The sequence below is a fragment of the Actinoplanes sp. NPDC051537 genome (genome assembly GCF_055586105.1).
Map to the genome: position 1 here is coordinate 328,193 of NZ_JBVJIU010000010.1, position 24,953 is coordinate 353,145.

Genomic DNA, 24,953 nt, shown 5'->3' on the forward strand with positions numbered 1-24,953 from the left:
GGGATCCGGTCATGCGCCAACCCCGAGGGAGCGTACGGCAAAACTGGTCATACCAGCTCCTCCCGAACCCGGATGCGAGTGGCGACGAGTCTCGGATCGCGTTGCTCCACGGCGGGCTCCCGCGTGCGGCGCCAGTCGGTGAGAGCGGTGCGGATGACGACCCGGGCCGGCCGGTCGGGATCGACATGCCGGAACACGTACGACGTGGAGACCATCGCGAGCGCGATCTCCCACGCCGGGAACGGGTCGAACCTGAACGTCAGCAGGTAGTGCAGCACCATGAACAGCGGAACCAGGATGACGAACATGCCGTACTGCGCGTACGGGAGGTGCATGGGCAGCGTGTACCCGGGCGGACCCAGATAGACCAAGCGCGCCCGGTAGATGTCGTCGTCGGTACGAAGCCGCATCTCAGTTGAAGATCAGGTTGATGATGTAGTCGCCGACGAAGAAGAGTGTCGCCGCACCGGCGATGAAGGCCAGGCCGACGATGGCGATGGCCGAGCTGGTGAGCACCTTGGAGATCTCGCCGCGGCTGGCTCGTCCGATGAAGATCACGCCGAGCACCGCGAGCAGGATCGGCGCGATGTTGCTGGCGAAGAACTTGACGATGCCTTGTGTGTCGATGCCCTTGGGATCGGCTGCCGCCAGCGTTCCCTGGTGGAGCGCCGTCACCACTTGCGTGGCGAGCTCGGTGGCGATCATTGATAAACCTCCCCGTGTCCGGTTAGGGGGATTCGGACACGCTGCAGTTGTGTAGCCACACGGCGACGCCCATATCGTGCTACTTCCAGCTCACCGCGTCGAGTGAGCCGTTCGGGCACTGCCATGCTCGTCTGCTCTCTTCGGTTCCTTCATGATGCCCAGATCCGAAGAGTACGGCGCGTACTTCCTGCCTACAAGCGCCTGAAACGTTACGCAACGTAAAGGCGTGAATGAAGATGAGTTACCAACCATCGTACATACGTGCCACAACCCGCCCGTCCTACCCTCGTTCCGTGACGAGTCAGCCGAGAGACGCGCAGCTCACGGGCGTACAAGCAATCCGTCGAGATCACCCGGTCGTGATGGGGATCGTCAACGTCACCCCCGACTCCTTCTCGGACGGCGGCCGGTACACGGACGTGGCTGCCGCCGTCGAACATGGCATGGCCCTCCATCGGGCCGGCGCGGACATCGTGGACATCGGGGGCGAGTCGACCCGGCCCGGCGCCCCGCGGGTCGACGGCGCCACCGAGATCGCCCGGGTGGTCCCGGTGATCGAGGCCCTGGCCGCGGCCGGGGTGCCGATGAGCATCGACACCACCCGGGCCGCGGTGGCCGCCGCGGCGCTGGCGGCGGGCGCCACCGCGATCAACGACGTCTCGGGCGGCCTGGCCGACCCGGCGATGGCCACCGTGGCCCGCGACGCCGGCTGCCCGTGGATCTTGATGCACTGGCGCGGCCATTCGCGCGACATGAACCAGCTGGCCGTCTACCAGGACGTGGTGGCCGAGGTGCGGGCCGAGCTGCTGGACCGGGTGGACGCGGCGGTCGGCGCGGGCGTCGACCCGCGACAGATCATTCTCGACCCGGGGCTCGGCTTCGCCAAGAACGCCGAGCACAACTGGCTGCTGACCCGACGCCTCGACGTCGTCGTCGACCTCGGCTTCCCGGTCCTGTTCGGGGCGAGCCGCAAGACCTACCTGGGACGCCTGCTCGCCGACGCCGAGGGCCACCCGCGCCCGGTCGGCGAGCGCGAGGCCGCCACGCTGGCGACGTCGGTCCTGGCGGTGGCCGCCGGCGCGTGGGGCGTGCGGGTCCACGACGTACGGGGAACCGCCGACGCCCTGGCCGTCTGGCGCGCCTCCGGGTCACCGCGCCTCGCGCCTGAGAAGGTCGTCTGAGAGGTGGCGGAGATGAGCGGGCGGATCATGCTGAGCGGGCTGCGGGCTCGCGGGAACCACGGCGTCTACGACTTCGAGCGCGAGCAGGGGCAGGACTTCGTCGTCGACGTCGTGCTCGAGCTCGACCTGACCGGCGCCGCGGCCAGCGACGACGTCCAGGACACCGTCCACTACGGCGAGCTGGCCGAGCGGCTGGTCGCGGTGGTCACCGGGGAGCCGGTCAATCTGATCGAGACACTCGCCGACCGGCTGCTCGCGGTCTGCCTGGCCGACGAGCGGGTGGCCGCCGCCGAGGTCACCGTCCACAAGCCGCAGGCCCCGATCCCGCACGACTTCGCGGACGTGGCCGTCACGCTGCGCCGGAGCCGGCCGTGACCAGGGCCGTGCTGTCGATCGGCAGCAACCTCGGCGACCGCTACCAGCACCTCCGGCAGGCGGTCCGCACGCTCGGCGACAGCGTGGCGGTGGTCTCCGGCGTCTACGAGACCCCGCCCTGGGGCGACCCCGACCAGCCGTCCTATCTCAACGCGGTGGTGCTGGCCGTCGACGCCGGGGCGGCGCCGCGCGACTGGCTCGACCGGGCGCGCGCGTGCGAGGCGGCGGCGGGCCGGGTGCGCGACCCCGAGCGCCGGTTCGGCCCCCGCACGCTGGACGTCGACGTGATCGCGGTCTGGGACGCCGACGACCGGCCGGTGCTCAGCGACGACCCGGAGCTGACCCTGCCCCACCCGCGTGCCCACCAGCGGGCGTTCGTGTTGCGCCCGTGGATCGACATCCAGCCGTACGGGCAACTGTCCGGCCATGGGTGGCTGACCGACCTGCTGAACGATCCCGCCCTCGCCGACGACCTCGCCGGGATGACCCCGCGTCCCGATCTGCCGTTAGAGTCGAGGTCGTGAGCAGCAACCCGCAGGCGCCCAAGTCGGACCCGTCGATGCGGCCGACCAGCATCTCGGTCCTGATCGTCGCCGGTCTGGCCGCCGCCGCCCTGGGCTGGCTGCTCCTGAGCTTCTCCTACTCCTCCCTGCCCGACCTGCCGTGGTCCCCGGTGATCGTGCTGGTCGTGCTGGCGATCGCCGAGGGCCTGCTCGCGCAGAACACCAGCGCCCGCATCCAGCGCAAGCCCGGCACGCTCCCGGTCGACCCGCTCGCGGTGGCCCGCTACGTCGCGCTGGCCAAGGCGTCGTCCCTGGTCGGGGCCATCTCGGCGGGGTTCTCGGCCGGTCTCACGGCCTGGCTCGCGATGGAGCCCACCCAGGCCGCCCACGACGACCTGCCCACCGCGGCCGCCGGCCTGGTCTCGGCCCTGGCCCTGGTCGGCGGCGCGCTCTGGCTCGAGCGGGCCTGCCGCATTCCGGAGAAGCCGGACGCCAAGGACGAGGACGACTCGGACCACCCCACCGGCCGTCGCTGAGGGCGCTACTCGCCGTCGCTGATCCGGCACGAATTCGGCCTTGAACTGAGCCTGACTCGTTTCCGTATGCTCTGGACGCGGGGTGTAATCACCCGGCGGTTTTCGGCGTGCGTCTCGACCGCACGGAGACGCACACGAGGAGGCGACGATGGCGTACGACGAGACGACCTTCCGTCGGACTGACGACCAGCCGACCGATCCGGCCGCCTACCGGGCCAATACGCTGGCCGCGGCCGAGCAGCGCCGCCGCGCCGAGGAGGAGGCGGCGGCCGTCACCACCTCGCCCGACCTGCTGCGCGCCGACGACGACGGCCGTGACCGCCTCGGCATCCACCTCGGCTGGGAGGTCGTGCTCCTGCTGGCCGCCGCCGCGTTCGGCTTCCTGCTCTGGCGCCTCGACCCGACCAGCCTGAAACGTCCCGCCCTCGACAACCTGCTCGTCAACGGCGCCGTCCTCGGCCTGCTCACGCTCGGCGCCGGCCTGACCCTGCGGGCCGGCGTGCCCAACCTCGCGCTCGGCCCGATCGCGCTGGCCGCCGCCCTGAACTACGCCGAGCAGGGCGACCAGGGCCTGGTCAAGGCGGCCGTCCCGGCGCTGATCATCGCGGCCGCCGGCGCGGTCGCGGTCGGCCTGCTCGTCCTCGTGCTGCACGTGCCGGGCTGGGCCGCCACCCTCGCCGCCGGGTTCGGCGTGATCGTCTACGACCAGCTGCGCAACGCGCCGGTCGTCGTGCAGGGCCAGTACGACCCCACCGACCAGGCGTTCTTCCTCTTCGGCGGGTTCGCGCTGCTGGCCGTGCTCGGCGGCGCGCTGGGCACGGTGACGCCGGTGCGCCGCTGGCTGGGCGGGATGCGCCCGTCCGGCGACCCGGCCCGGCGCCGCGGCGGCGTCGTCGCGCTGCCGGTGATCCTGTCCCTGCTGCTGTCCTCGGTCTTCGCGGTCGCGGCCGGCATCCTCATGTCGGCGCAGTCGGCCGGTCCGATCCCGCCCGGCACCGGCCTCGAATGGTCCGGAATCGCGCTCGGTCTGGCCATGTTGGCGGGCACCAGCGCGTACGGACGCCGGGGTGGAATCTTCGGAACGCTCTTCGCCGTCGCCGCACTCACCCTGTTCCTCGACTGGCAGGCGCGGAAGGGTTTCGACATCGCGCTGTTCGCCGTCGCGGCCTGCGTCTTCGGTGGCGGCCTCATCGTGACCCGGCTGGTCGAGACGTACGGGCGGCCGCTCCCGCCGGCCGGCGAGGACTGGAACGCGGCCCCCACCACCAGCACCGCCACGAACTGGACGCCCGATCTGGAGAGCTGGACCCCGGCGACCTCGACCGGCCGCCCCGACCGCTGGGACGACGGCCCCTGGGGATCCGCCAAGTGACCCGCGCGGTCACCCTATGCTTGCCGTCATGACCTCTCCGAGCTTCGCCGAGCTGGACGCGCTGCCGACCGAGGAGCTGCGCGAGCGCGCCTTCACGGTGGCCCGCAAGCACCACGACATCAAGTTCATCTGGTCGGTGTTCAAGCACCTGCCCGACTCGGACGATGCGGCGGAGCTCGACGGCGCGCCCAACTCGATCGGTCCCACCATCGACGAGGCGGTGGCGCTCTGGCGCGAGCTGCGCGGCCGCGGCGGATACGAGGAGCACGGGTACGGCGAGCAGGAGCCGTTGCTGCGAGCTGCCTTCATCGATTACCTGCAAAAGCACCAGTAACCGGTAAATCAGGCATTTACCACCGTCGTTTGAAAAGAGTCTCGCGTTGGGAATTAGCGGCGCATGGCTCTCGGCAATCGTTACAAGTCTGCGCCCGGTGCGGGCACGCTCGCCGCACTCATACTGGTCCTCGTCTTCGGCAGCCCGTGGTACTTCAACTGGGTGTTCAAGAACGCCGACGAGAACTCGGCCGGCGGCTGGTTCTTGCGCCTGCTCGCCTGGCCGCACTGGACGTTCAACTCCAACGACTCGCTGCGGGACGTCCTCGTCGGCGACCTCAAGGCGATCCTGCTGGTCATCTTCACCGCGATGTTCCTGTACATGCTGCCCGGCAACCAGCTGGCCCGGGCCCGGGGCACGCTCAGCCAGTTCTTCGCGGGCTGGTCGGCGTACATCTTCGCGGCCGCCCTCGCCGCGCTGGTGACCGGCCTGTTCTTCACCAACCCGTCGCTGCTGAACGCGTTCAAGCTGACCGGCGTCGGCGTCACGTACGGCTTCTTCGTCGGCTGGATCATCGGCCTCGCCACCCTCGGCGGACGCCGAGGTAGAAGCTGAGAAGCGGTAAGGGGCCGGGTCAGCGCGACCCGGCCCCCACTCCACTCATCGCGTCGCTTCGGCTTCCGGCGCCGGTACGTCGAAGATCGCCGTCCTGCTGACGAGGCCGGCCGGGCGATCGCCGTCCATGACCACCACCTCGGTCGCGTCGGCGGCGAGCATGGCCGCCAGGGCGTCGTAGAGCGTGCCGCCGGTCGCCACCGTGGGCCGTCCGTCGATCGCCGCGCCCGGCTCCAGCGTCTGCATCGCCTGCGCGAGCGGGGTCACGGCCAGCCGGCGGATCCCGCGGTCGGCGCCCACGAAGTCGCTGACCGCGGTCGAGTCCGGTCGGCGCAGCAGCTCGGCCGGGGCCGCGTACTGGAGAAGCCGGCCGCCCTCGGCCAGCACCGCGATCTTGTCGCCCAGCCGGACCGCCTCGTCGATGTCGTGGGTGACCAGCACGATCGTCTTGCGCACGGTCGCCTGAAGCCGGAGGAACTCCTCCTGGAGGCGCCCGCGGGCGATCGGGTCGACCGCCGAGAACGGCTCGTCCATGAGCAGCACCAGCGGGTCGGCGGCGAGCGCCCGGGCCACGCCGACGCGCTGCCGCTGACCGCCGGAGAGCTCGTGCGGGTAGCGCTTCGCGTACCGGGCCGGGTCGAGGCCGACCAGGTCGAGCAGCTCGTCGGCGCGTGCGTTGATCTTCGCCTTGGTCCAGCCGAGCAGGCGCGGGACGGTGCCGACGTTGGTGCGGATGTTCTGGTGCGGGAAGAGCCCGACGTTCTGGATCACGTACCCGATGTGCCGGCGCAGCTCGACCGGGTTGCGGTCGAGGATGTTCTGCCCGTCGATGAGGATCCGGCCCTGCGTCGGCTCGATCAACCGGTTGATCATCCGGAGGATCGTGGACTTGCCGCAGCCCGACGGCCCGATCAATACGGCCAGGTCGCCGGCGCTCACCTCGAGGCTGAAGTCGCCGACCGCGACCGTGCCGTCGGGGTAGGTCTTGCCGATGTCCTCCAGCGTGATCGACGCAGCGCTCCGGGCGGGCCCGGAGCCGTTGATCGCGGTAGCGTCCACGTATGTCCTTCCTGTCGTGGGCGCCGGCGCCCCCGCCGCTTGCCGCGCCCGCCGGTGACGGGCCGGGAAATCCGTGGTTCTCCTGGCAGTACGTGCAGGACAACGCCGGCACCATCATGACCAAGCTCGGCTTTCACATCGGGATCACCCTCGAGACCGTGGTGATCGCGCTGCTGGTCGCCGTGCCGCTCGCCGTCATCGCGTACTGGATCAGACCGTTGACCGGCCCGATTCTCGCACTCTCCGGCGTGCTCTACACGATTCCGTCGCTCGCGCTGCTCGCGCTGCTGGCCCCGCTGCTGGGCGCGACCAACCGGGTGACGGTATTGATCGCACTCGTGCTCTACGCCCTGCTGCTCCTGATTCGTAACGCTCTGACCGGTCTCACTCAGGTTCCGGCCGAGGTTCGGGACGCGGCATCGGGCATGGGTTACGGCCGGTTCGGGCGCCTCTGGCACGTCGAGCTGCCGCTGGCGATGCCCGGCATCGTGACCGGGCTGCGGCTGGCGACGGTCTCGACGGTGGCCCTCGTCACGATCGGCGCGATCATCGGGCAGGGCGGCCTCGGTGATCTGATCATGGGCGGCTTCTGGAACAACTTCTACAAGGCGGAGATTCTCACCGGTACGGTGCTCTGCGTCGCCCTGGCGCTGATCTTCGACCTGGCTCTCGTCGGTCTCGGCCGGCTGCTCACCCCGTGGAGCCGGAGGCGCGCCGCATGAGCTACTTCCGGGACGGCCTGATCTGGCTCAACGACCCGCTGAACTGGACCAACCCGGGCGGGCTGTTCGACCGGCTCGAGGAGCACCTGGTGATCACGTTCTGGGCGGTGCTGCTCGGCTGCCTGATCGGCCTGCCGCTGGGCATCTGGCTCGGGCACCGCGGCCGGGGCGGCGGCGCCGTGATCACGGTGTCGAATCTCACCCGGGCGCTGCCCACGCTGGCGCTGCTCACGATCCTGCCGCTCACCCCGCTCGGCTTCGGCAAGCTGCCGGTGATCATCGCGCTCGCCGTCTTCGCCGTGCCGCCGCTGCTCGCGAACGCGTACACCGGGCTGCGCTCGGTCGACCCCGAGACCAAGGACGCCGCGATCGGGATGGGCCTGTCCGGCGGCCAGTTGCTGCGCCGGGTCGAGCTGCCGCTCGCGGTGCCGTACATCGCCTCCGGCCTGCGGACCGCCGCGGTGCAGGTGGTCGCCACCGCCACGCTCGCGACGTTCGTCAACGGCGGCGGCCTCGGCCAGATCATCACCGCCGGGTTCGGGCTCGGCATCAACGTCGGCGGCAACCAGATCGTGGCCGGCGGCATCGCTGTGGTGCTCCTCGCACTCCTGGTCGAAGCGCTATTCGCCGGCATAGAACGCCTGGTCACGCCCCGTCCGCTGCGTTCCGTTCGCCGCCGCCGGGCCGCCCGCCCCGCCACGGCCGGGTAACGGACCAGCATCTTTCCGGGAAGTTGTCATACCCAGCGGGTAGACCTTGCAGGGCATACAAACGGGCACGCACTTCGGCTGCCCGTCGGACACGCGGCATGGCAACACGTCACGCCGGGACACAGAAGGCGGCAGTATGCGTCGACACCTGCTCCTGATGGCCGCCACGACCACGGCGGCCGTCGTCTCTCTCGCCGGCTGTGGAAACGCCGGCTCCTCCGGCACGGAGGCGCCACCCTCGTCGGCGGCGGGCGCGGGGTGCGCCCCGGTCGCCGGCAACGACCTGGTGGTGCTCACCGACGACAAAAACTTGCAGAACACCGACAACGTGATCCCCGCGATCAACAAGAAGGCGTCCTCGCCGCAGTTGATCGCCGCGCTGGACAAGGTTTCCGGGGCGCTCGACACCACCAAGCTGATCGCGCTGAACAAGGCGGTCGACATCGACCGCAAGTCGTCCAAGGCGGCGGCGACCGAGTTCATCACGACCAACAACCTCGGCACGGGCCTCGACAAGGGCTCCGGCGACGTCACGGTCGGCGCGGCGAACTTCAGCGAGAGCGCGACGCTGGGCGAGATCTACGGCCAGGTCCTCACCGCGGCCGGCTTCAAGGTCAAGGTGCAGCAGATCGGCAACCGTGAGCTGTACGAGCCCGCGCTGGAGAAGGGCGACATCGACGTCGTCCCCGAGTACGCGGCGACCCTGGCCACGTTCCTGCAGGGCAAGGTCGACAAGAGCGGCAAGGACCCGTCCTCGTCCGACCTGAACACCACGGTGACCAACCTGAAGGCCCTGGGCGACAAGGTCGGCCTGGTCTTCGGTCAGGCGTCGCAGGCGCAGGACCAGAACGCGTTCGCGGTCACCACGGCGTTCTCCGACAAGTACGGCGTGAAGACGCTCTCCGACCTGGCGGCCAAGTGCTCCGGCGCGGCCACCGTGCTCGGCGGTCCGGCCGAGTGCCCGCAGCGGCCGAAGTGCCAGCAGGGCCTGGTCGACACCTACCAGTTCCAGGCCGGCAAGTTCGCCACCCTGGACGCGGGCGGCCCGCTCACCAAGACCGCCCTCAAGCAGGGCACGGCCAGCGTGGGTCTGGTCTTCAGCTCGGACGGCGCACTGGCCGCCGGCTGACCGTTTCGGTGGGGCGCCGGGTTTCGCGTAATCGAAGCTCGGCGCTCACCCGTTTGCGCCGTGGCGCACTCTCGGTAGCATCAGCGCCCATGCCGGAGAGGGACCACGAGACTGAGCACAGCTCGCGACTGCTCCGCGGCCTGATCTGGGCGGGCGTCCTGCTCGCCCCGCTGGCCGCGGCGATCGTGCTGCTCGGTCAAAGCTCCAACTCGGTGCGCTTCGCGGTGCTGCTGATAGCGGTGAGTGTCGTCCTGGTCGGCGCCTCGGTGCTGATCCGGGCCGACCCGGTGCTTCAGCGCATGCACGTGGAAGACCGCATTGCCGAGGAGATCCAAGCGCTGCGGGCCGACTTGCGAGCCGAGTTCGCCGCCGCCGTTCCCGCCACCCGTGGCCCGGCCGGCTTCGGCCCGGGCGCCGCGGCCGGTTCCGCCGGCTTCGGTTCCGCCGCGCCCGGTCCCGCGGGCTTCGGTTCCGCCGCGCCCGGTCCCACGGGCTTCGGTTCCGCCCGGCCCGACAATTCCGACTTCTTCCACGATGGCCCGGCGATGGACGGCTTCGCCAGCGGTGGCCGGGCGGCGGTCCCGGCTCCCGCGGCAGCTTCGGCCGCGGTCCGGCCGATCGCTCCCGGCGGCTTCGGCGGTCCCGGCCCGGACGTCGACGGCTTCGACGCCGGCGGGCCCGAGGGCTTCGGCCCGGACGCCGGCTTTGGCGCTGGTCCTGATGATTCCGGCATGGCGCCCGCGCCGGGCGGTCCCGGCCGGGCATCCGTGCCGGGCGGTCCGGGCCGGGCTTCCGTGCCGGGCGGTCCCGGTCGGGCGTCGGTGCCGGGCGGCGCCGGGATGGCATCCGTTCCCGGGCGCGAGCCGGGCCTCAACTCCGGTGGCCGGCCCGTGGCCGCCGCCGCGTCGGCCGCCATCCCTCGTCAGCGCGGCTCGTCCTCGGTTCCGCCGCAGTCGGCGCCTCCTCGCGCGTCGGCCGCCGTCCGGCCGGGCATGGCATATGGCCGCGGGGAGTCGATCGATGACGACTTCGGGGCCAGCAGCGGGTACGCCGACATGCCGCCCGCGCAGGGTGGCGGCACCTACGGCTCGGCCCAGGTGAACGGCTACGGCGGCGACTACGGCCACGACGACTACGGCTCCGGCGAGTACGGCCACGGCGGCGGCTCCTACGGCGGCGCGGCCGGCAACGAGGGCTACGGTGCGGGCTATGGCGACCAGGCCGGCTACGGGGCCGACGCGGGTTACGGGGCCGACGCGGGCTACGGAGACGACGGGGGCTATGAGGCCGACGCCGGCTACGGGCTGACCGGCGGCTACGACGGCACGCAGCAGGGTGGCGACCCCGCCTACAAGGCCCGCCGCCACCGGCCCTCGGCCAACGACACCAACGTCGGCACGCTCGAGGACTTCGCGTCGTACCCAGGGTGGGACGCCGTGCCCGAGCAGGACGAGCGTTACGTGCAGGGGCACGGGCGCCGCCGCTGAGCGGCTACTTGTCGATGTCGCCGACCACGAAGAACATCGAACCCAGGATGGCGATCAGGTCGGGGACCAGGCAGCCGGGAATCAGCGTCGCCAGGGCCTGGACGTTCGCGTACGACGCCGTGCGCATTTTCAGGCGCCAGGGCGTCTTCTCGCCGTGGGAGACCAGGTAGTAGCCGTTGATCCCGAGCGGGTTCTCGGTCCACGCGTACGTGTGGCCCTCGGGCGCCTTCACCACCTTGGGCAGGCGCACGTTGACCGGGCCCGAGATCCGGTCGACGCGGTCGAGGCACTCCGAGGCCAGGTCCAGGGACACGTACGCCTGGTCGAGCAGCACCTCGAACCTCGAGTGGCAATCGCCGGCCTGCTTGGTCACCACGGGCACGGTCAATTGGTCGTACGCCAGATAGGGCTCGTCCCGCCGCAGGTCGAAGTCGAGACCGCTCGCCCGCGCCACCGGGCCGGAGGCACCGTAAGCGGCCGCCTGCGCGGCCGTCAGCACCCCCACGCCCACCGTGCGCGCCAGGAAGATGTCGTTGTGGCGGATGACCCGGTCGAGGTCCGGCAGCCGCTTGCGGACCAGCGCGATCGCCTCCCGCGCCCGCCGTGTCCAGCCCGCCGGCACCTCCTCCTTGATGCCGCCGACCCGGTTGAACATGTAGTGCATCCGGCCGCCGGTGGCCTCCTCCATCACCGCCTGCAACGTCTCGCGCTCACGGAACGCGTAGAACATCGGCGTGATCGCGCCGATCTCCAGGGGGTAGGAGCCGAGGAACATCAGGTGGTTCAGCACGCGGTTGAGCTCGGCCATCGCCGTACGCAGCCAGACCGCGCGCTCCGGAACCTCGATGCCCATCAGGCGCTCGACGGCCAGCGCGACGCCCAGCTCGTTGGCGAACGCGGACAGCCAGTCGTGCCGGTTGGCCAGCATGATGATCTGCCGGTAGTCGCGCACCTCGAACAGCTTCTCGGCGCCGCGGTGCATGTACCCGATGATCGGCTCGCAGGCCACCACCCGCTCGCCGTCCAAGGTGAGCTTGAGCCGCAGCACGCCGTGCGTGGACGGGTGCTGGGGACCGATGTTCAGCACCATGTCCGCGGTCTCGATACCCGCGCCGGTCCCTACGGTCATCTCGCGCAGCGGGTTGGTCACAGAAGCATGCTCCCACGTCTCTCGATCCCGACCGTGTGCAGCAGCCACCAGTGCGCGCCGAGTCCGCCGGGCTCGATCAGCTCGGCGGCGGCGCCGGCCGCGGAGAGCGCGCGCAGGTAACCCGCCGGATCGCGATGGGCAAGATCAAGCGGTGGTCGCGCGCCGTCGACCCCGAGCGCTTTGAGTGCCACCCGCTGGCGGATCAGCTCGTACGGTGTTCCGGCCGCGGCCGCCACCGCATCGATCGCCACATGGGCCGTCACGTCGCGGCTGCCGTCCGGCACCGGCGGCACCTGGCGACCGCCGAGAAACCCGGTGAGCGTCCCGAGCACGGGCCGGTCCGCGCGCAGATGGCCGTAGTCGACCGCGAGCGCGCAGCCCCGCCGCACGTGCCCGACCGCCTCGGCCCAGGCCGCGTCCCGTGGCCAGCCCACCTCCACGCGCCCGCCCGCCGGCCACCATCGGCCCAGCCAGAACAGGTCGGCGGCGTCCGGCGGCCCGCCGAGCGACTCCTTGCCGGTCGCCGGGTCGACCTCCACCCGGCGCGGGCGGCCGGCGTCGTCGAGGTCGAGCACGTCGAGCGGCACGTTGTCGAGCCACTCGGTCGCCACCAGCAGCCCGACGATGCCGTCCGGGATGTCGGTCTGCCAGCCGATCGTCGGGTCGAGACCGTCGGGCCGTGGCGCGACCTCGACCGCGGTCAGCCGGGCCCGGCCGGCGAGGTCGTCCGGGAGCAGGGCGCGCAGGGTCGCGAGCAACTCGCCCCGGCCCGCGCCGACGTCGACCAGATCGAAGGCCTCGGGGTGCCCGAGGGCGGCGTCGACCCGCTCGACCAGCTCGAGCAGCGCCCCGGCAAACAGCGGCGAGGCGTGCACACTTGTCCGGAAATGCTGGGACGGACCACCCGCGCTGCCCGCTCCGCCCGTGAAGAAACCGTCCGGCCCGTACAGCCCGGCGGTCATCGCGGCGCGCCACCCCGTCACACCGACACCATAGGCCCCGGACCCTCGATGTTGTTCTTCACAGGTGGTTGTCACGGGCGTGTGAACGGTGCGCATACTTGCCGTCGACCGGTACCCCTTCTCGAGGACTGGATCCCGTTATGAGCGCAGTGCCGCGCGCCCGCATCGGAGCGCGCCCCCTGACCGTCGGCGTCGTCGGCGCCGGCCGGGTGGGCGCCGTCCTGGGCGCCGCCCTCAACGCCGCCGGCCACCGCGTGGTCGCCGCCGCGGCCGTCTCCGCCGCCTCCCGTGATCGCGCCGCCCGGCTGCTGCCCGAGGCCGCGATCCTGCCCGCCGACGAGGTCGCCCGGGCCGCCGACGACCTGCTGCTGCTGTCCGTGCCGGACGACGCGCTCGCCGCCGTCGTGGCCGGGCTGTCCGCGACCGGCGCGCTGCGGCCGGGCCAGATCGTGGCGCACACCTCGGGCGCTCACGGACTGGCCGTTCTGGGCGATGTGAACGGCATGGCCCTGCACCCCGCGATGACCTTCACGGGCGCCGACTCCGACCTCGACCGGCTGCCGGGCATCGCCTGGGGCGTCACCACGCCCGACCGCGCCTTCGCCACCCGGCTCGTGGCCGACCTCGGCGGCGTGCCCGAGTGGGTGGCCGAGGACGCCCGCCCGCTCTACCACGCGGCGCTCGCGCACGGGGCGAACCACCTGGTCACGCTGGTCAACGAGGCCGCCGACCTGCTGCGTACGGCCGGCGTCGAGGACCCCGCCCGGGTGCTCGCGCCGCTGCTGCGGGCCGCGCTCGACAACGCGCTGCGGCTCGGCGATGCGGCGCTGACCGGTCCCGTCTCCCGGGGCGACGCGGGCACCGTACTCAAGCATCTTGATCGCATTCCGGCCGAGTCGGTGTCCGCGTACCTGGCCCTGGCTCGCCGCACCGCCGACCGCGCCATCGCCTCCGGCCGCCTGCGCCCGCAGGACGCCGTACCGCTGATGGACGCTCTTTCCCTCGCCGCCCTGGGCAGTGCGCTGTGACCCGTTTGATCCACACCCGGGCCGAGCTCGCGGCCGCCGTCGCCGATGCCCCCGACAAGATCGCCGTCGTGATGACCATGGGCGCCCTGCACGACGGGCACCGCGCGCTGATGCGAGCGGCCCGCGAGCGCTCGGCGTTCGTGCTGGTCACCATCTTCGTGAACCCGTTGCAGTTCGGGCCGAACGAGGACTTCGACAAGTACCCGCGCACGCTGGAGGCCGACCTCGAGGCGTGCCGGGCCGAGGGCGTCAGCGTCGTCTTCGCCCCGAGCCGCGACGAGATGTACCCGGGCGGCGCCCCGTCGATCACGATGAACGCCGGCCCGCTCGGCGAGATCCTCGAGGGCGCGAGCCGTCCCGGGCACTTCGCCGGCATGCTCACCGTCGTCGAGAAGCTGCTCCAGCTGACCCGGGCCGACGTGGCGTTCTTCGGCGAGAAGGACTTCCAGCAGCTGACGCTGATCCGCCGGATGGCCCGCGACCTCGAGCTGGACGCCGAGATCGCCGGGGTGCCGACCGTGCGCGAGCCGGACGGCCTGGCCATGTCGAGCCGCAACCGCTTTTTGTCGCCCCTGGAACGGCGATCCGCGCTGGCCCTCTCGCGCGCGCTGCACGAGGGCGCTTCTTGTCCCGATCCGCTCGCGGCCGCCACCAAGATCTTGGACGACGAACCGGGCGTACGGGTGGATTATCTCGCCCTGACCGGCCCCGATCTCGGCCCGGCGCCGTCCGTCGGGCCCGCTCGCCTGCTCGTCGCCGCCCGGGTCGGCAACACCCGCCTCATCGACAACGTGCCGCTCGACATGAAGGGCCGCTGATGCTCCGCACCATGCTGAAGTCCAAGATCCACCGGGCCACCGTGACCCAGGCGGACCTGCACTACGTGGGCTCGGTGACGGTGGACCTCGACCTGCTGGAGGCGGCCGACCTGCTGCCCGGCGAGCAGGTCGCGATCGTGGACGTGACGAACGGCGCCCGCCTCGAGACCTACGTGATCCCGGGGGAGCGGGGCACGGGGGTGATCGGCATCAACGGGGCGGCGGCCCATTTGGTGCACCCGGGTGATCTCGTGATCCTGATCGCGTACGGGCAGATGGAGGACGCGGAGGCTCGCGAGTACCAGCCGCGGGTCGTGCACGTGGACGCCGACAATCGGATCATCGAGCTGGGAAGTGACCCGGCTGGGGCGGTCGAGGGGATGGTCGGTGGCCTGACCCGCGGAGACCTGGCGCTGACGATCTAGCGGGGCAGGTCGGGGTTATCCACAGACGCGAGTTATCCCCAGGCTGAGGGGGCGCTTGACCCGATCAGCCCGTTTCCCGAGGACAATGGCCCGCGGGGGCTCCCCCTTGAGGCGGGCGGGCGTGGTTGCGGGCGGGCGTGGTTGCGGGCGGGCGTGGTTGCGGGCATGACGGCTGCCGGGAGCGCGTGACGGGCGGGCGTTGTGTGACGGCGGGCCGGGCGCACGTGACGGGTGAGCGTGCGTGAGGGCGGCCGGGCGTGACGGCGACCGGGCGGGCACAACGGCGGGCTGCCCGGGCAAGGCGACGTGGCTGAGCGGGCACGACGGCGGGCGGCCCCCAGACAGGCGACGGCGTCCGGGCGAGCACCGCGGCTGAGCGGCACACGGCGGCTGGACGAGTACCACGGCCGGGCGAGCGCCACGGCTGGACGAGCGCCACGGCTGGACGAGCGCCACGGCTGGACGAGCGCCACGGCTGGACGAGCGCCACGGCTGGACGAGCGCCACGGCTGGACGAGCACCACGGCCGGACGAGCACCACGGCCGGGCGAGCACCACGGACGCCAGACCCGAGCACGCGACGGCGGAAGCACTGATCGGCGCGAACCCCCAACCGCCGAGCCTGGGGGACACGGGGCGGACAACGGCGTACGGAATAACCGGTTTTGGGATTTTACGTCGTTATTTCGGCCTATCCTCGGCGCAATGGGTAAGGCGGCGCTGGGTTGGCGGGGGATCTTGGTGATCCTCGGGGTGGTGCTGTTTGCGTCTGGGTGTGGCATGCCGGGTGGGGTGGATGGTGACCTCACCAACGGGTGGGCGGCGATGGCGCCGGCCACCGGGTTCGAGCCGGCGGCGGGAGCCTGCCACAGCGCCAACTTCAACACGGTGGGTGCGCGGTCCACGTACGAGGAAATGGACTGCAACCTGCGGCATCGCACCGAGACCGTGTACGTCGGGACCTATGAGTCGCCGGCCTCCGACGCCGATGAGCCGCCGGCCGAGGGATCGGCGGGGGCCAAGGCGGCCTACCACGTGTGTGACGAGAAGACGACGAGTTACCTCGGGGGCAGCTGGCGGGCCGCGCGCGTCTGGATCGGGGTCACGCATCCGACGACGGCGGCCTGGAGCGGCGGGTCGCGGTGGTTCCGGTGCGAGGCGCTCGAGCTCAGCTCGGTCGAGGACGACGGGCTGCTCGTGCAGCGCGTGGGCAGCCTGCGCAACGTGCTCGCGGACGGCACGGGCGACCTCGCGCTCGGCTGCTATTCGGTGGCGATGGACAGCTCGGGCGCGATCGCCGGGATGCCGGGCGTGGCCTGCTCGGCCAAGCACAACGCCGAGTTCGTGGGCGTCTGGTACGCCAAGGACCTGAGCTACCCGAAGGACGACGCGGGCTGGGCCAAGTTCCACGATGGCTGCCGCGGGCTGATCGCGACGTTCGCAAGCGTGCCCAACGATCAGGACCTGCAGTACCGCACGGGAGTGATCTCGCTGCCGGGCAGCGCCGACGTGTGGCAGCTCGGGGATTTCGGCGTGCGGTGCTACCTCTGGCTGGACGGCGCCGAGCTCACGTCGTCGCTGAAGGGCAAGGGCATCGCGAGCCTGCCCGTCCAGTACAAGTAACGGCCACCACTTCGATGCCGCCCCCGCGTGACGTCCGGCGCCGCGGCGGAGTGTACTGAGCAGATGTCACTTCTCGTCGATCTTCCGGAGCTGCCGCGACGGCTCGCGGCCGCCGAGCCGGGTTGGAGCGAGACCACCGACGTGCTGGTCGTGGGCTCCGGCGTCGCCGGGCTGACGGCGGCGCTGCATCTGCGCGAGCAGGGCCTGCACGTCACCGTGGTCACCAAGGTGAACATCGACGACGGGTCGACCCGGTGGGCCCAGGGCGGCATCGCGGCCGTGCTCGACCCGCTCGACACCCCGGCCGCGCACGCCAACGACACCGAGATCGCGGGAGTCGGGCTGTGCGACCCGGCGGCGGTACGGGTGCTGGTCGAGGAGGGCCCGGCGCGCGTACGGGAACTGATGCGGATCGGCGCCGCGTTCGACCGCCACCCGGACGGCTCGCTGATGCTGACCCGCGAGGGCGGCCACCGCGCCGACCGGATCGTGCACGCCGGCGGCGACGCGACCGGCGCCGAGGTGCAGCGGGCCCTGCACGAGGCGGTGCACCGCGACCCCTGGATCCGGCTCGTCGAGCACGCGCTCGTGCTCGACCTGCTGCGCAGCGCCGACGGCCGGGCCTGCGGGCTCACCCTGCACGTGCTCGGCGAGGGCAGCGAGGACGGCGTCGGCGCGATCCTGGCCCGGGCCGTGGTGCTGGCCACCGGCGGCATGGGCCAGATCTACTCCTCGACCACGAACCCGTCGGTGTCCACCGGCGACGGCGTCGCGCTCGCGCTGCGGGCCGGCGCGACCGTGACCGACGTCGAGTTCGTGCAGTTCCACCCGACCTCGTTCGTGAGCGCCGGGGTCACCTCGGTGCAGCGCCCGCTGATCTCCGAGGCGTTGCGCGGCGAGGGCGCCCACCTGGTCGACGAGTCGGGCAAGCGGTTCATGGTCGGTCAGCACGAACTGGCCGAGCTGGCGCCGCGCGACGTCGTGGCCAAGGGCATCCACCGGGTGCTGCTGGCGACCGGCGCCGACCACGTCTACCTGGACGCCCGGCACCTGGGCAAGGAGTTCCTCGAGCACCGGTTCCCGACGATCGTGGCCTCGACCCGGGCCGCCGGCGTCGACCCGGCCACCGAGCTGATCCCGGTCGCGCCGGCCGCCCACTACGCGTCCGGCGGCGTCCGCACCGACCTGCACGGCCGCACGACCATTCCCGGCCTGTACGCGTGTGGCGAGGTCGCCTGCACGGGGGTGCACGGCGCCAACCGGCTGGCCAGCAACTCCCTGCTCGAGGGCCTGGTCTTCGCGAAGCGGATCGCCGACGACATCGCCCGTGACCTGCCGCCGCAGGCCGAGCCGCTGGTGAACGACCAGGGACCGGCGTGGGTGGCCGATCCGGCGATCCGGGCCGAGCTCCAGCGGGCCATGACCCGGGGTGCGGGCGTGCTGCGCTCGGCCGATTCGCTCGCCGGCACCGCCAAGGAGCTCACCCGGCTGGCCGAGCGGCGCACCACCCCGCACAACGCGGCCTGGGAGGCGGCGAACCTGCTGACCGTCGCGAGCGCGCTGGTGGCCGCCGCGAGCACCCGCCGTGAGACCCGCGGCTGCCACTGGCGGGAGGATTACCCGGTGGCCGAGGACGAGTGGCGCGGCCACCTGCTGAACGGCCTGTCCGCCACGGGCGCGCTGACCCAGATCTTCGAGGAGATGCCGTGACTCTTGACCTCGACGAGGTACGCCGGGTGGTCTACACCGCCCTCGGCGAGGACCTCGGTGACCCGCCCCGCGACGTGACCAGCGAGGCGACCATCCCGGCCGCCCAGTTCGACACGGCCGAGCTCGTGGCCCGCGCCGACGGCGTCGTGGCCGGGCTGCCGGTCGCGGCCGAGGTCTTCGCGGCGACCTCGGGCGGGCAGGTGACCTTCCAGGCCGTGGTGGCCGAGGGGGCACGGGTACGCCGGGGCGACGTGCTCGCGGTGATCGCCGGTCCCACCCGAGCGCTGCTCACGGCCGAGCGCACCGCCCTGAACCTGCTCTGCCGGATGTCCGGGGTGGCCACGCACACCCGCAAATGGGCCGACGCGCTGGCCGGCACCAAGGCGACCGTTCTCGACACCCGCAAGACGACGCCGGGGCTGCGGCATCTGGAGAAGTACGCGGTGCGGGCCGGCGGCGGGACGAACAAGCGGATGGGCCTGTACGACGTCGCGATGATCAAGGACAACCACAAGCTGGCGGCCGGGAGCATCACCGCCGCGTTCAACGCCGTCAGGACGACGTTTCCGGACGTGCCGGTGCAGGTCGAGGTGACCACGCTGGACGAGGCGCTGGAGGCCGTGGAGGCGGGCGCCGACTTCCTGCTCTGCGACAACATGACGCCTCAGCTGCTGGCCGAGGTGGTGACGGCGGTCGGCGATCGGGCCGAGCTCGAGGCCACCGGTAATCTCACGTTGGCCACGGTGGAGGCGTACGCGGCGACCGGGGTCGACTTTCTGTCGGTGGGCGGGCTCACGCACTCCTCGCCGATCCTCGACATCGCCATGGACCTGAGGGTTTAGATGCTCCTCTGTATCGACATCGGCAACACGAACACCGTTCTTGCCACCTTCGACGGCGACAAGCTCGTCCACAACTGGCGGATCAAGACCGACGCCCGGAACACCGCCGACGAGCTCGGCCTGATGTTCCGCGGCCTGCTCGCCGGCGACGCCGTCGAGGTCACCGGGGTGGCCGCCTGCTCGACCGTGCCGGCCGCGCTGCGCAGCCTGCGCACGATGCTCGGCCGCTACTACGGCGACCTGCCGAACGTGGTCGTCGAGCCGGGCGTGAAGACCGGGGTGCAACTGGCCATCGACAACCCCAAGGAGGTGGGCGCCGACCGGGTGGTCAACACGCTGGCCGCGCACGCCCTCTACGGCGGACCGTCGATCGTGGTCGACTTCGGCACCACCACCAACTTCGACGTGATCAGCGCGAAGGGCGAGTTCCTCGGCGGCGCGTTCGCCCCGGGCATCGAGATCTCCTTCGACGCGCTCGCGGCCCGCGCCGCCCAGTTGCGCAAGGTCGAGCCGGCCGCGCCGCGCTCGGTGATCGGCAAGAACACCGTGGAGTGCCTGCAGTCGGGCATGTACTACGGCTTCGCGGGCCAGGTCGACCGGATCGTCGAGCGGATGATCGAGGAGATCGGCCCGGTCAAGGCCGTGATCGCCACCGGCGGGCTGGCCGGCCTGGTCAAGGACGAGTGCCGGACGCTGACCGCGCACGAGCCGATGATCACGCTGATCGGGCTGCGGATGGTATATGAGCGGAACGTCTGACGGCCGCTGAGTAGGCTTTCTAGCCGATCCGTTCCCTTCACAGAGAGTCGTGCCGTGACCGAGCAGAATGTGCCAGCGACCGAGCTAGCTCCGCCGACTGATAGTCCCGGCTTGGGTGGCGACACAGCGGACTTGCCCGAGCAGATGCGGGTCCGCCGGTCGAAGCGGGAGCGGTTCCTCGCCGAGGGCGTCCCGCCCTACCCGGTCAACCTGCCCCGCACCGCGACCCTCAAGGAGCTCCGGGAGAAGTACGCGGAGCTGCCCACCGACACCGCGAGCGGCGACCAGGTCTCGATCACCGGCCGGGTGATCTTCATCCGCAACGGCGGCAAGCTGTGCTTCGCGACACTGCGCGACGGCGACGGCACCGAGCTGCAGGCCATGCTCTCCCTCGACAAGGTCGGCGAGCAGGCGTTGACCGACTGGAAGCACCTGATCGACCTCGGCGACCTGGTCGGCATCACCGGCGAGGTGATCACCAGCCGCCGCGGCGAGCTGTCCGTGCTGGCCGACTCCTGGGCGATCAGTGCCAAGTCGCTGCGCCCGTTGCCGGTCGCGCACAAGCCGCTCTCCGAGGAGACCCGGATCCGTCAGCGGTACGTCGACCTGATCGTCCGCCCGCAGGCCCGCGACATCGTGCGCACCCGCGCCACCGTCGTCCGCAGCCTGCGAGAGTCGTTGTTCCGGCGCAATTTCCTCGAGGTCGAAACGCCAATGTTGCAGTTGCTGCACGGCGGCGCGGCGGCCCGTCCGTTTGTGACGCACAGCAACGCACTGGACACGGATCTCTATCTGCGGATCGCGCCGGAACTGTTTCTGAAGCGCGCGGTCGTCGGCGGCATCGAGCGGGTCTTCGAGATCAACCGGAACTTCCGCAATGAGGGTATGGACTCGAGTCACTCGCCCGAGTTCGCGATGCTCGAGGCGTACCAGGCGTACGCCGACTACAACGTGATGCAGCAGCAGGTTCAGGAGTGGATTCAGGAAGCGGCGTTCGCGGTCACCGGATCGCACGTCGTGAAGCACTACGACGGCGGCGAGTTGGATCTCGGCGGTCAGTGGGCGTCGACCACCCTGTTCGGTTCGCTGTCGGCGGCCCTCGGCGAAGAAGTCACGGTGATGACCGATCGGGCACAACTCGAGAGCTATGCGGAAAAGCACGACCTTTCCGTCGACCCGAAGTGGAGCAACGGCAAGCTGGCCGAGGAGCTGTTCGAGCACCTGGTCGTGCACACCCTGCAGCAGCCCACATTTGTGCGGGATTATCCCGAAGAGACGGCGCCGCTGACCCGCGCGCACCGGGAAACTCCGGGGCTGACCGAGAAGTGGGACCTGTACGTCTCGGGCTTCGAGCTGGCCACCGCCTATTCCGAGTTGGTCGACCCGGTGGTGCAGCGCGAACGGCTCGTGGCGCAGTCGTTGCTGGCCGCCGGCGGCGATCCCGAGGCGATGCAGCTGGACGAGGATTTCCTGCGCGCCATGGAGTACGGAATGCCGCCGACCGGCGGGATGGGAATGGGAATCGACCGGCTGTTGATGGCCCTCACCGGCCTCGGCATTCGGGAAACGATCCTGTTCCCGTTGGCCCGGCCCGAGTAATATACGACCCGCCATTGACGGGTACTGCCGCCCTGGCGTTATTGTTCTGTCCGTTGCCGGAGAAGTTGCGGGAGAACCTGTGTTCGGGAGGATAGCGGCGCGTGGCCAAGCAGATCATTCACAAGCTGGTCGATGACCTCGACGGCGGTGACGCCGAGGAGACCGTCAAGTTCGCGCTCGACGGCATTCAGTACGAGATCGACCTCTCGGAGAAGAACGCCAGTAAATTGCGGGACGTCTTCGCGCCGTACGTGGGCGCGGGCGCCAAGGTGGCTCGGGGCGGCGTGGTCGTCGGCGGCCGGGCCGCGCGCGGCCGCGGCGGAGCGACCGCCGACCGGGAGCAGAACAAGGCGATCCGGGAGTGGGCCAAGAAGGCCGGCAAGGACATCTCCGACCGGGGCCGCATTCCCCAGGAGATCGTGGACGAGTTCCACGCGAAGGGCCCCGGCCGGGGCTGAGTCAGGCGTACCCTGCGGGGCCCGTCGCGCTGAGCGCGACGGGCCCTGTTGCATTTGTCGCTCGATCTTCGCCCCGGGTACGTAAAGTTATCCACAGGTGTGGAGAGGGTTGTCCACAGCCTGTGGACGTACGCTCCGGGGCGTGTTCGCTGTCCGCGTACTCGTTCGAGTGGGGGAACAGGCTCTGAGCGTGCGAAGTTGGCTAAATCAACGTTGCGGACGGTTTCGCGGGGCCACGAGGGCCCAGCAGAACCACCGGGCGGCGATAGAGTTACAGCACGGGCATCACCGATGCCCGTGCGCTGGCCCCGCCAGCTGTTGAGACAGGCTCAGCATTGGCGCACGGCACGTGAGGAGCACGAGGGCATGTTCGAGCGGTTCACCGACCGAGCGCGACGGGTTGTCGTCCTGGCCCAAGAAGAGGCCCGGATGCTCAACCACAACTACATCGGGACCGAGCACATTCTGCTCGGCCTGATCCACGAGGGCGAAGGTGTCGCCGCCAAGGCTCTCGAAAGCCTGGGCATCTCGTTGGAGGGCGTCCGGCAACAGGTCGAAGAGATCATCGGCCAGGGCCAGCAGGCGCCGAGCGGGCACATCCCGTTCACGCCTCGGGCGAAGAAGGTGCTGGAGCTGTCGCTGCGCGAGGCGCTGCAGCTCGGCCACAACTACATCGGCACCGAGCACATCCTGCTCGGCCTGATCCGGGAGGGCGAGGGCGTCGCCGCCCAGGTGCTGGTCAAGCTCGGCGCCGACCTCAACCGGGTCCGGCAGCAGGTCATCCAGCTGCTCTCGGGCTACCAGGGCAAGGAGCCGGCCGCGGCCGGCGCCGCGGCGGGCGAGGCCGCGCCGTCGACGTCGCTGGTGCTCGACCAGTTCGGACGCAACCTGACCCAGGCCGCCCGCGAGGGCAAGCTCGACCCGGTCATCGGCCGGGAGAAGGAAATCGAGCGGGTCATGCAGGTGCTCTCCCGCCGTACCAAGAACAACCCGGTGCTCATCGGCGAGCCCGGCGTCGGCAAGACCGCGGTCGTCGAGGGCCTGTCCCAGTCGATCGTCAAGGGCGAGGTGCCCGAGACGCTCAAGGACAAGCAGCTCTACACGCTCGACCTCGGCGCGCTGGTGGCCGGCTCCCGCTACCGCGGTGACTTCGAGGAGCGCCTCAAGAAGGTGCTCAAGGAGATCCGCACCCGGGGCGACATCATCCTGTTCATCGACGAGATCCACACGCTGGTGGGCGCGGGCGCGGCCGAGGGCGCGATCGACGCGGCGAGCATCCTGAAGCCGATGCTGGCCCGCGGCGAGCTGCAGACCATCGGTGCGACCACTCTCGACGAGTACCGCAAGCACCTGGAGAAGGACGCCGCTCTCGAGCGCCGCTTCCAGCCGATCCAGGTCGGCGAGCCGTCGCTGGCGCACACCATCGAGATCCTCAAGGGCCTCCGCGACCGCTACGAGGCGCACCACCGGATCAGCATCACCGACGCGGCGCTGGTGGCCGCGGCGACGCTGGCCGACCGGTACATCTCGGACCGCTTCCTGCCGGACAAGGCGATCGACCTGATCGACGAGGCCGGCGCCCGGATGCGCATCCGCCGGATGACCGCGCCGCCGGACCTGCGCGACTTCGACGAGCGCATCGCCCAGGTGCGTCGCGACAAGGAGTCCGCGATCGACGCGCAGGACTTCGAGCGCGCCGCCCAGCTGCGCGACAAGGAGAAGCAGCTGCTCGGCCAGAAGGCCCAGCGGGAGAAGGAGTGGAAGGCCGGCGACCTCGACGTCGTGTCCGAGGTCGACGACGAGCAGATCGCCGAGGTCCTGGGCAACTGGACCGGCATCCCGGTCTACAAGCTCACCGAGGAGGAGACCTCCCGGCTGCTCCGCATGGAGGACGAGCTCCACAAGCGGGTCATCGGCCAGGAGGACGCGGTCAAGGCCGTCTCCAAGGCGATCCGCCGCACCCGGGCCGGCCTCAAGGACCCGAAGCGCCCCTCCGGCTCGTTCATCTTCGCCGGCCCGTCCGGCGTCGGTAAGACCGAGCTCTCCAAGGCGCTCGCCGAGTTCCTGTTCGGCTCCGAGGACGCCCTGATCCAGCTGGACATGTCCGAGTTCCACGACCGGTACACGGTGTCCCGCCTGGTCGGCGCCCCTCCCGGGTACGTCGGCTACGACGAGGGCGGCCAGCTCACCGAGAAGGTGCGCCGCAAGCCGTTCTCGGTGGTCCTGTTCGACGAGATCGAGAAGGCCCACCCCGACGTCTTCAACACGCTGCTGCAGATCCTGGAGGACGGTCGCCTGACCGACGGCCAGGGCCGGATCGTGGACTTCAAGAACACGGTCATCATCCTGACCACCAACCTCGGCACCCGGGACGTGGCGAAGGCGGTGTCGCTGGGCTTCCAGGCCTCGGAGGACACCGAGAGCAACTACGACCGGATGAAGATCAAGGTCAACGACGAGCTGAAGCAGCACTTCCGCCCCGAGTTCCTGAACCGCATCGACGACACGATCGTCTTCCACCAGCTCCGCCAGGACGAGATCCTGCAGATCGTCGACATCTTCACCGCGCGGATCGAGGGCCAGCTCAAGAACAAGGACATGGGTCTCGAGCTGACCGACAACGCGAAGAAGTACCTGGCGAAGAAGGGCTTCGACCCGGTGCTGGGCGCTCGGCCGCTGCGCCGCACGATCCAGCGCGACCTGGAAGACAGCCTGTCCGAGCAGATCCTCTTCAACGAGCTGCGCCCCGGCCAGATCGTGGTGGTGGACTGCGAGGGCGACCCGGAGAACGTCGAGAAGTCCAAGCTGGTCTTCCGCGGCGCCGACCGGGGATCCACGGTTCCGGACGCGGTCCCCGCCGACATGGGAGCCGCGACGACCGAGGAGTGATCCTCTGAACGGAGAACGGCCC

General features: G+C 70.8%; 26 protein-coding genes. 21 read left to right on the forward strand and 5 right to left on the reverse strand.

What is annotated here, in order from left to right; all coding sequences use genetic code 11:
- Positions 1 to 47: 47 nt before the first annotated feature.
- Both ACZ6TB_RS25845 and ACZ6TB_RS25850 read right to left on the reverse strand, forming a co-directional pair.
- A complete protein-coding gene (locus tag ACZ6TB_RS25845; RefSeq protein ID WP_465557803.1) occupies positions 48 to 410 on the reverse strand; it encodes a hypothetical protein in 363 nt (120 codons plus the stop codon).
- A gap of 1 nt (position 411) precedes the next feature.
- Positions 412 to 705, reverse strand: a complete 294-nt coding sequence (locus ACZ6TB_RS25850) for a hypothetical protein (protein WP_465557805.1) — start codon at positions 703 to 705, stop codon at positions 412 to 414.
- Between the two features lie 362 nt (positions 706 to 1,067).
- On the opposite strand from ACZ6TB_RS25850, the gene folP reads away from it, so the two are divergent.
- From folP to ACZ6TB_RS25885, 7 genes are all read left to right on the forward strand, one after another.
- Positions 1,068 to 1,886, forward strand: a complete 819-nt coding sequence (gene folP / locus ACZ6TB_RS25855; protein WP_465557970.1) for a dihydropteroate synthase — start codon at positions 1,068 to 1,070, stop codon at positions 1,884 to 1,886.
- 12 nt (positions 1,887 to 1,898) lie between these two features.
- Complete coding sequence (folB, locus tag ACZ6TB_RS25860; RefSeq protein ID WP_465557807.1) at positions 1,899 to 2,261, forward strand: dihydroneopterin aldolase; 363 nt, start codon at positions 1,899 to 1,901, stop codon at positions 2,259 to 2,261.
- On the forward strand, positions 2,258 to 2,785 hold the full coding sequence (gene folK, locus ACZ6TB_RS25865) for a 2-amino-4-hydroxy-6-hydroxymethyldihydropteridine diphosphokinase (protein WP_465557809.1): 528 nt from the start codon (positions 2,258 to 2,260) through the stop codon (positions 2,783 to 2,785). Before folB ends, folK begins: the two co-directional genes overlap by 4 nt.
- Before the next feature lie 35 nt (positions 2,786 to 2,820).
- Positions 2,821 to 3,300 (forward strand): DUF3180 domain-containing protein, encoded by a 480-nt coding sequence (locus ACZ6TB_RS25870; protein WP_465557971.1) that lies wholly within the window; start codon positions 2,821 to 2,823, stop codon positions 3,298 to 3,300.
- A 148-nt stretch (positions 3,301 to 3,448) separates the two neighbouring features.
- Positions 3,449 to 4,672, forward strand: a complete 1,224-nt coding sequence (locus tag ACZ6TB_RS25875) for an ABC transporter permease (RefSeq protein ID WP_465557811.1) — start codon at positions 3,449 to 3,451, stop codon at positions 4,670 to 4,672.
- Between the two features lie 28 nt (positions 4,673 to 4,700).
- Positions 4,701 to 5,006, forward strand: a complete 306-nt coding sequence (locus ACZ6TB_RS25880) for a hypothetical protein (RefSeq protein WP_465557813.1) — start codon at positions 4,701 to 4,703, stop codon at positions 5,004 to 5,006.
- Positions 5,007 to 5,069: 63 nt separating this feature from the next.
- A complete protein-coding gene (locus ACZ6TB_RS25885; protein ID WP_465557815.1) occupies positions 5,070 to 5,561 on the forward strand; it encodes a hypothetical protein in 492 nt (163 codons plus the stop codon).
- Positions 5,562 to 5,606: 45 nt separating this feature from the next.
- Here the strand turns inward: ACZ6TB_RS25885 and ACZ6TB_RS25890 are convergent, their stop codons facing one another.
- A complete protein-coding gene (locus ACZ6TB_RS25890) occupies positions 5,607 to 6,620 on the reverse strand; it encodes an ABC transporter ATP-binding protein (RefSeq protein WP_465557817.1) in 1,014 nt (337 codons plus the stop codon).
- Positions 6,621 to 6,622: 2 nt separating this feature from the next.
- Between ACZ6TB_RS25890 and ACZ6TB_RS25895 the strand changes: the two genes are divergently transcribed.
- From ACZ6TB_RS25895 to ACZ6TB_RS25910, 4 genes are all read left to right on the forward strand, one after another.
- The gene (locus tag ACZ6TB_RS25895; protein ID WP_465557819.1) at positions 6,623 to 7,342 is read left to right on the forward strand and encodes an ABC transporter permease; all 720 of its coding nucleotides are present in this window, start codon (positions 6,623 to 6,625) and stop codon (positions 7,340 to 7,342) included.
- Positions 7,339 to 8,052: an ABC transporter permease gene (locus ACZ6TB_RS25900; RefSeq protein WP_465557821.1), complete on the forward strand. Its 714-nt coding sequence runs from the start codon at positions 7,339 to 7,341 to the stop codon at positions 8,050 to 8,052. The genes ACZ6TB_RS25895 and ACZ6TB_RS25900 overlap by 4 nt, the downstream gene beginning before the upstream one ends.
- 136 nt (positions 8,053 to 8,188) lie before the next feature.
- Complete coding sequence (locus ACZ6TB_RS25905) at positions 8,189 to 9,181, forward strand: glycine betaine ABC transporter substrate-binding protein (RefSeq protein WP_465557823.1); 993 nt, start codon at positions 8,189 to 8,191, stop codon at positions 9,179 to 9,181.
- Positions 9,182 to 9,270: 89 nt separating this feature from the next.
- A complete protein-coding gene (locus ACZ6TB_RS25910; RefSeq protein ID WP_465557825.1) occupies positions 9,271 to 10,668 on the forward strand; it encodes a hypothetical protein in 1,398 nt (465 codons plus the stop codon).
- Between the two features lie 4 nt (positions 10,669 to 10,672).
- Here the strand turns inward: ACZ6TB_RS25910 and ACZ6TB_RS25915 are convergent, their stop codons facing one another.
- Both ACZ6TB_RS25915 and ACZ6TB_RS25920 read right to left on the reverse strand, forming a co-directional pair.
- The gene (locus ACZ6TB_RS25915; protein ID WP_465557973.1) at positions 10,673 to 11,797 is read right to left on the reverse strand and encodes an NADH-quinone oxidoreductase subunit D; all 1,125 of its coding nucleotides are present in this window, start codon (positions 11,795 to 11,797) and stop codon (positions 10,673 to 10,675) included.
- A gap of 17 nt (positions 11,798 to 11,814) precedes the next feature.
- Positions 11,815 to 12,780 (reverse strand): SAM-dependent methyltransferase, encoded by a 966-nt coding sequence (locus ACZ6TB_RS25920; protein WP_465557975.1) that lies wholly within the window; start codon positions 12,778 to 12,780, stop codon positions 11,815 to 11,817.
- Between the two features lie 140 nt (positions 12,781 to 12,920).
- Between ACZ6TB_RS25920 and ACZ6TB_RS25925 the strand changes: the two genes are divergently transcribed.
- The 10 genes from ACZ6TB_RS25925 (at position 12,921) to ACZ6TB_RS25970 (ending at position 24,931) form a co-directional block, all read left to right on the forward strand.
- Positions 12,921 to 13,808 (forward strand): Rossmann-like and DUF2520 domain-containing protein, encoded by an 888-nt coding sequence (locus ACZ6TB_RS25925; RefSeq protein ID WP_465557827.1) that lies wholly within the window; start codon positions 12,921 to 12,923, stop codon positions 13,806 to 13,808.
- Positions 13,805 to 14,626, forward strand: coding sequence for a pantoate--beta-alanine ligase (gene panC / locus ACZ6TB_RS25930; RefSeq protein ID WP_465557829.1), 822 nt, complete (start codon positions 13,805 to 13,807; stop codon positions 14,624 to 14,626). Before ACZ6TB_RS25925 ends, panC begins: the two co-directional genes overlap by 4 nt.
- A complete protein-coding gene (gene panD / locus ACZ6TB_RS25935) occupies positions 14,626 to 15,051 on the forward strand; it encodes an aspartate 1-decarboxylase (protein WP_465557831.1) in 426 nt (141 codons plus the stop codon). Before panC ends, panD begins: the two co-directional genes overlap by 1 nt.
- 792 nt (positions 15,052 to 15,843) lie before the next feature.
- The gene (locus ACZ6TB_RS25940) at positions 15,844 to 16,674 is read left to right on the forward strand and encodes a septum formation family protein (RefSeq protein WP_465557833.1); all 831 of its coding nucleotides are present in this window, start codon (positions 15,844 to 15,846) and stop codon (positions 16,672 to 16,674) included.
- A 63-nt stretch (positions 16,675 to 16,737) separates the two neighbouring features.
- On the forward strand, positions 16,738 to 18,384 hold the full coding sequence (locus ACZ6TB_RS25945; protein WP_465557835.1) for an L-aspartate oxidase: 1,647 nt from the start codon (positions 16,738 to 16,740) through the stop codon (positions 18,382 to 18,384).
- Entirely contained in the window at positions 18,381 to 19,226 is an 846-nt protein-coding gene (gene nadC / locus ACZ6TB_RS25950; protein ID WP_465557837.1) for a carboxylating nicotinate-nucleotide diphosphorylase, read from the forward strand. Before ACZ6TB_RS25945 ends, nadC begins: the two co-directional genes overlap by 4 nt.
- Positions 19,227 to 19,985 carry a type III pantothenate kinase gene (locus tag ACZ6TB_RS25955; RefSeq protein ID WP_465557839.1) on the forward strand — a complete coding sequence of 253 codons (759 nt, stop codon included), beginning with the start codon at positions 19,227 to 19,229 and terminating at the stop codon, positions 19,983 to 19,985. It abuts the gene before it with no gap.
- Between the two features lie 54 nt (positions 19,986 to 20,039).
- Complete coding sequence (lysS, locus tag ACZ6TB_RS25960; protein WP_465557841.1) at positions 20,040 to 21,584, forward strand: lysine--tRNA ligase; 1,545 nt, start codon at positions 20,040 to 20,042, stop codon at positions 21,582 to 21,584.
- 101 nt (positions 21,585 to 21,685) lie between these two features.
- Entirely contained in the window at positions 21,686 to 22,042 is a 357-nt protein-coding gene (locus ACZ6TB_RS25965; protein WP_465557843.1) for a histone-like nucleoid-structuring protein Lsr2, read from the forward strand.
- Positions 22,043 to 22,408: 366 nt separating this feature from the next.
- Entirely contained in the window at positions 22,409 to 24,931 is a 2,523-nt protein-coding gene (locus ACZ6TB_RS25970; protein ID WP_465557845.1) for an ATP-dependent Clp protease ATP-binding subunit, read from the forward strand.
- The last annotated feature ends 22 nt before the right edge of the window (positions 24,932 to 24,953 follow it).

Bases quoted from the DNA above. Each gene is read 5' to 3' on its own strand.
- ACZ6TB_RS25970 (WP_465557845.1), top strand. From the start codon at position 22,409: ATGTTCGAGCGGTTCACCGACCGAGCGCGACGGGTTGTCGTCCTGGCC.
- ACZ6TB_RS25955 (WP_465557839.1), top strand. From the start codon at position 19,227: ATGCTCCTCTGTATCGACATCGGCAACACGAACACCGTTCTTGCCACC.
- ACZ6TB_RS25920 (WP_465557975.1), bottom strand. From the start codon at position 12,780: ATGACCGCCGGGCTGTACGGGCCGGACGGTTTCTTCACGGGCGGAGCG.
- ACZ6TB_RS25910 (WP_465557825.1), top strand. From the start codon at position 9,271: ATGCCGGAGAGGGACCACGAGACTGAGCACAGCTCGCGACTGCTCCGC.
- panD (WP_465557831.1), top strand. From the start codon at position 14,626: ATGCTCCGCACCATGCTGAAGTCCAAGATCCACCGGGCCACCGTGACC.
- ACZ6TB_RS25880 (WP_465557813.1), top strand. From the start codon at position 4,701: ATGACCTCTCCGAGCTTCGCCGAGCTGGACGCGCTGCCGACCGAGGAG.
- ACZ6TB_RS25915 (WP_465557973.1), bottom strand. From the start codon at position 11,797: ATGACCGTAGGGACCGGCGCGGGTATCGAGACCGCGGACATGGTGCTG.
- ACZ6TB_RS25850 (WP_465557805.1), bottom strand. From the start codon at position 705: ATGATCGCCACCGAGCTCGCCACGCAAGTGGTGACGGCGCTCCACCAG.
- ACZ6TB_RS25895 (WP_465557819.1), top strand. From the start codon at position 6,623: ATGTCCTTCCTGTCGTGGGCGCCGGCGCCCCCGCCGCTTGCCGCGCCC.
- ACZ6TB_RS25945 (WP_465557835.1), top strand. From the start codon at position 16,738: ATGTCACTTCTCGTCGATCTTCCGGAGCTGCCGCGACGGCTCGCGGCC.
- ACZ6TB_RS25875 (WP_465557811.1), top strand. From the start codon at position 3,449: ATGGCGTACGACGAGACGACCTTCCGTCGGACTGACGACCAGCCGACC.
- folP (WP_465557970.1), top strand. From the start codon at position 1,068: ATGGGGATCGTCAACGTCACCCCCGACTCCTTCTCGGACGGCGGCCGG.
- folB (WP_465557807.1), top strand. From the start codon at position 1,899: ATGAGCGGGCGGATCATGCTGAGCGGGCTGCGGGCTCGCGGGAACCAC.
- ACZ6TB_RS25925 (WP_465557827.1), top strand. From the start codon at position 12,921: ATGAGCGCAGTGCCGCGCGCCCGCATCGGAGCGCGCCCCCTGACCGTC.
- ACZ6TB_RS25905 (WP_465557823.1), top strand. From the start codon at position 8,189: ATGCGTCGACACCTGCTCCTGATGGCCGCCACGACCACGGCGGCCGTC.
- ACZ6TB_RS25900 (WP_465557821.1), top strand. From the start codon at position 7,339: ATGAGCTACTTCCGGGACGGCCTGATCTGGCTCAACGACCCGCTGAAC.
- ACZ6TB_RS25870 (WP_465557971.1), top strand. From the start codon at position 2,821: ATGCGGCCGACCAGCATCTCGGTCCTGATCGTCGCCGGTCTGGCCGCC.
- ACZ6TB_RS25845 (WP_465557803.1), bottom strand. From the start codon at position 410: ATGCGGCTTCGTACCGACGACGACATCTACCGGGCGCGCTTGGTCTAT.
- ACZ6TB_RS25885 (WP_465557815.1), top strand. From the start codon at position 5,070: ATGGCTCTCGGCAATCGTTACAAGTCTGCGCCCGGTGCGGGCACGCTC.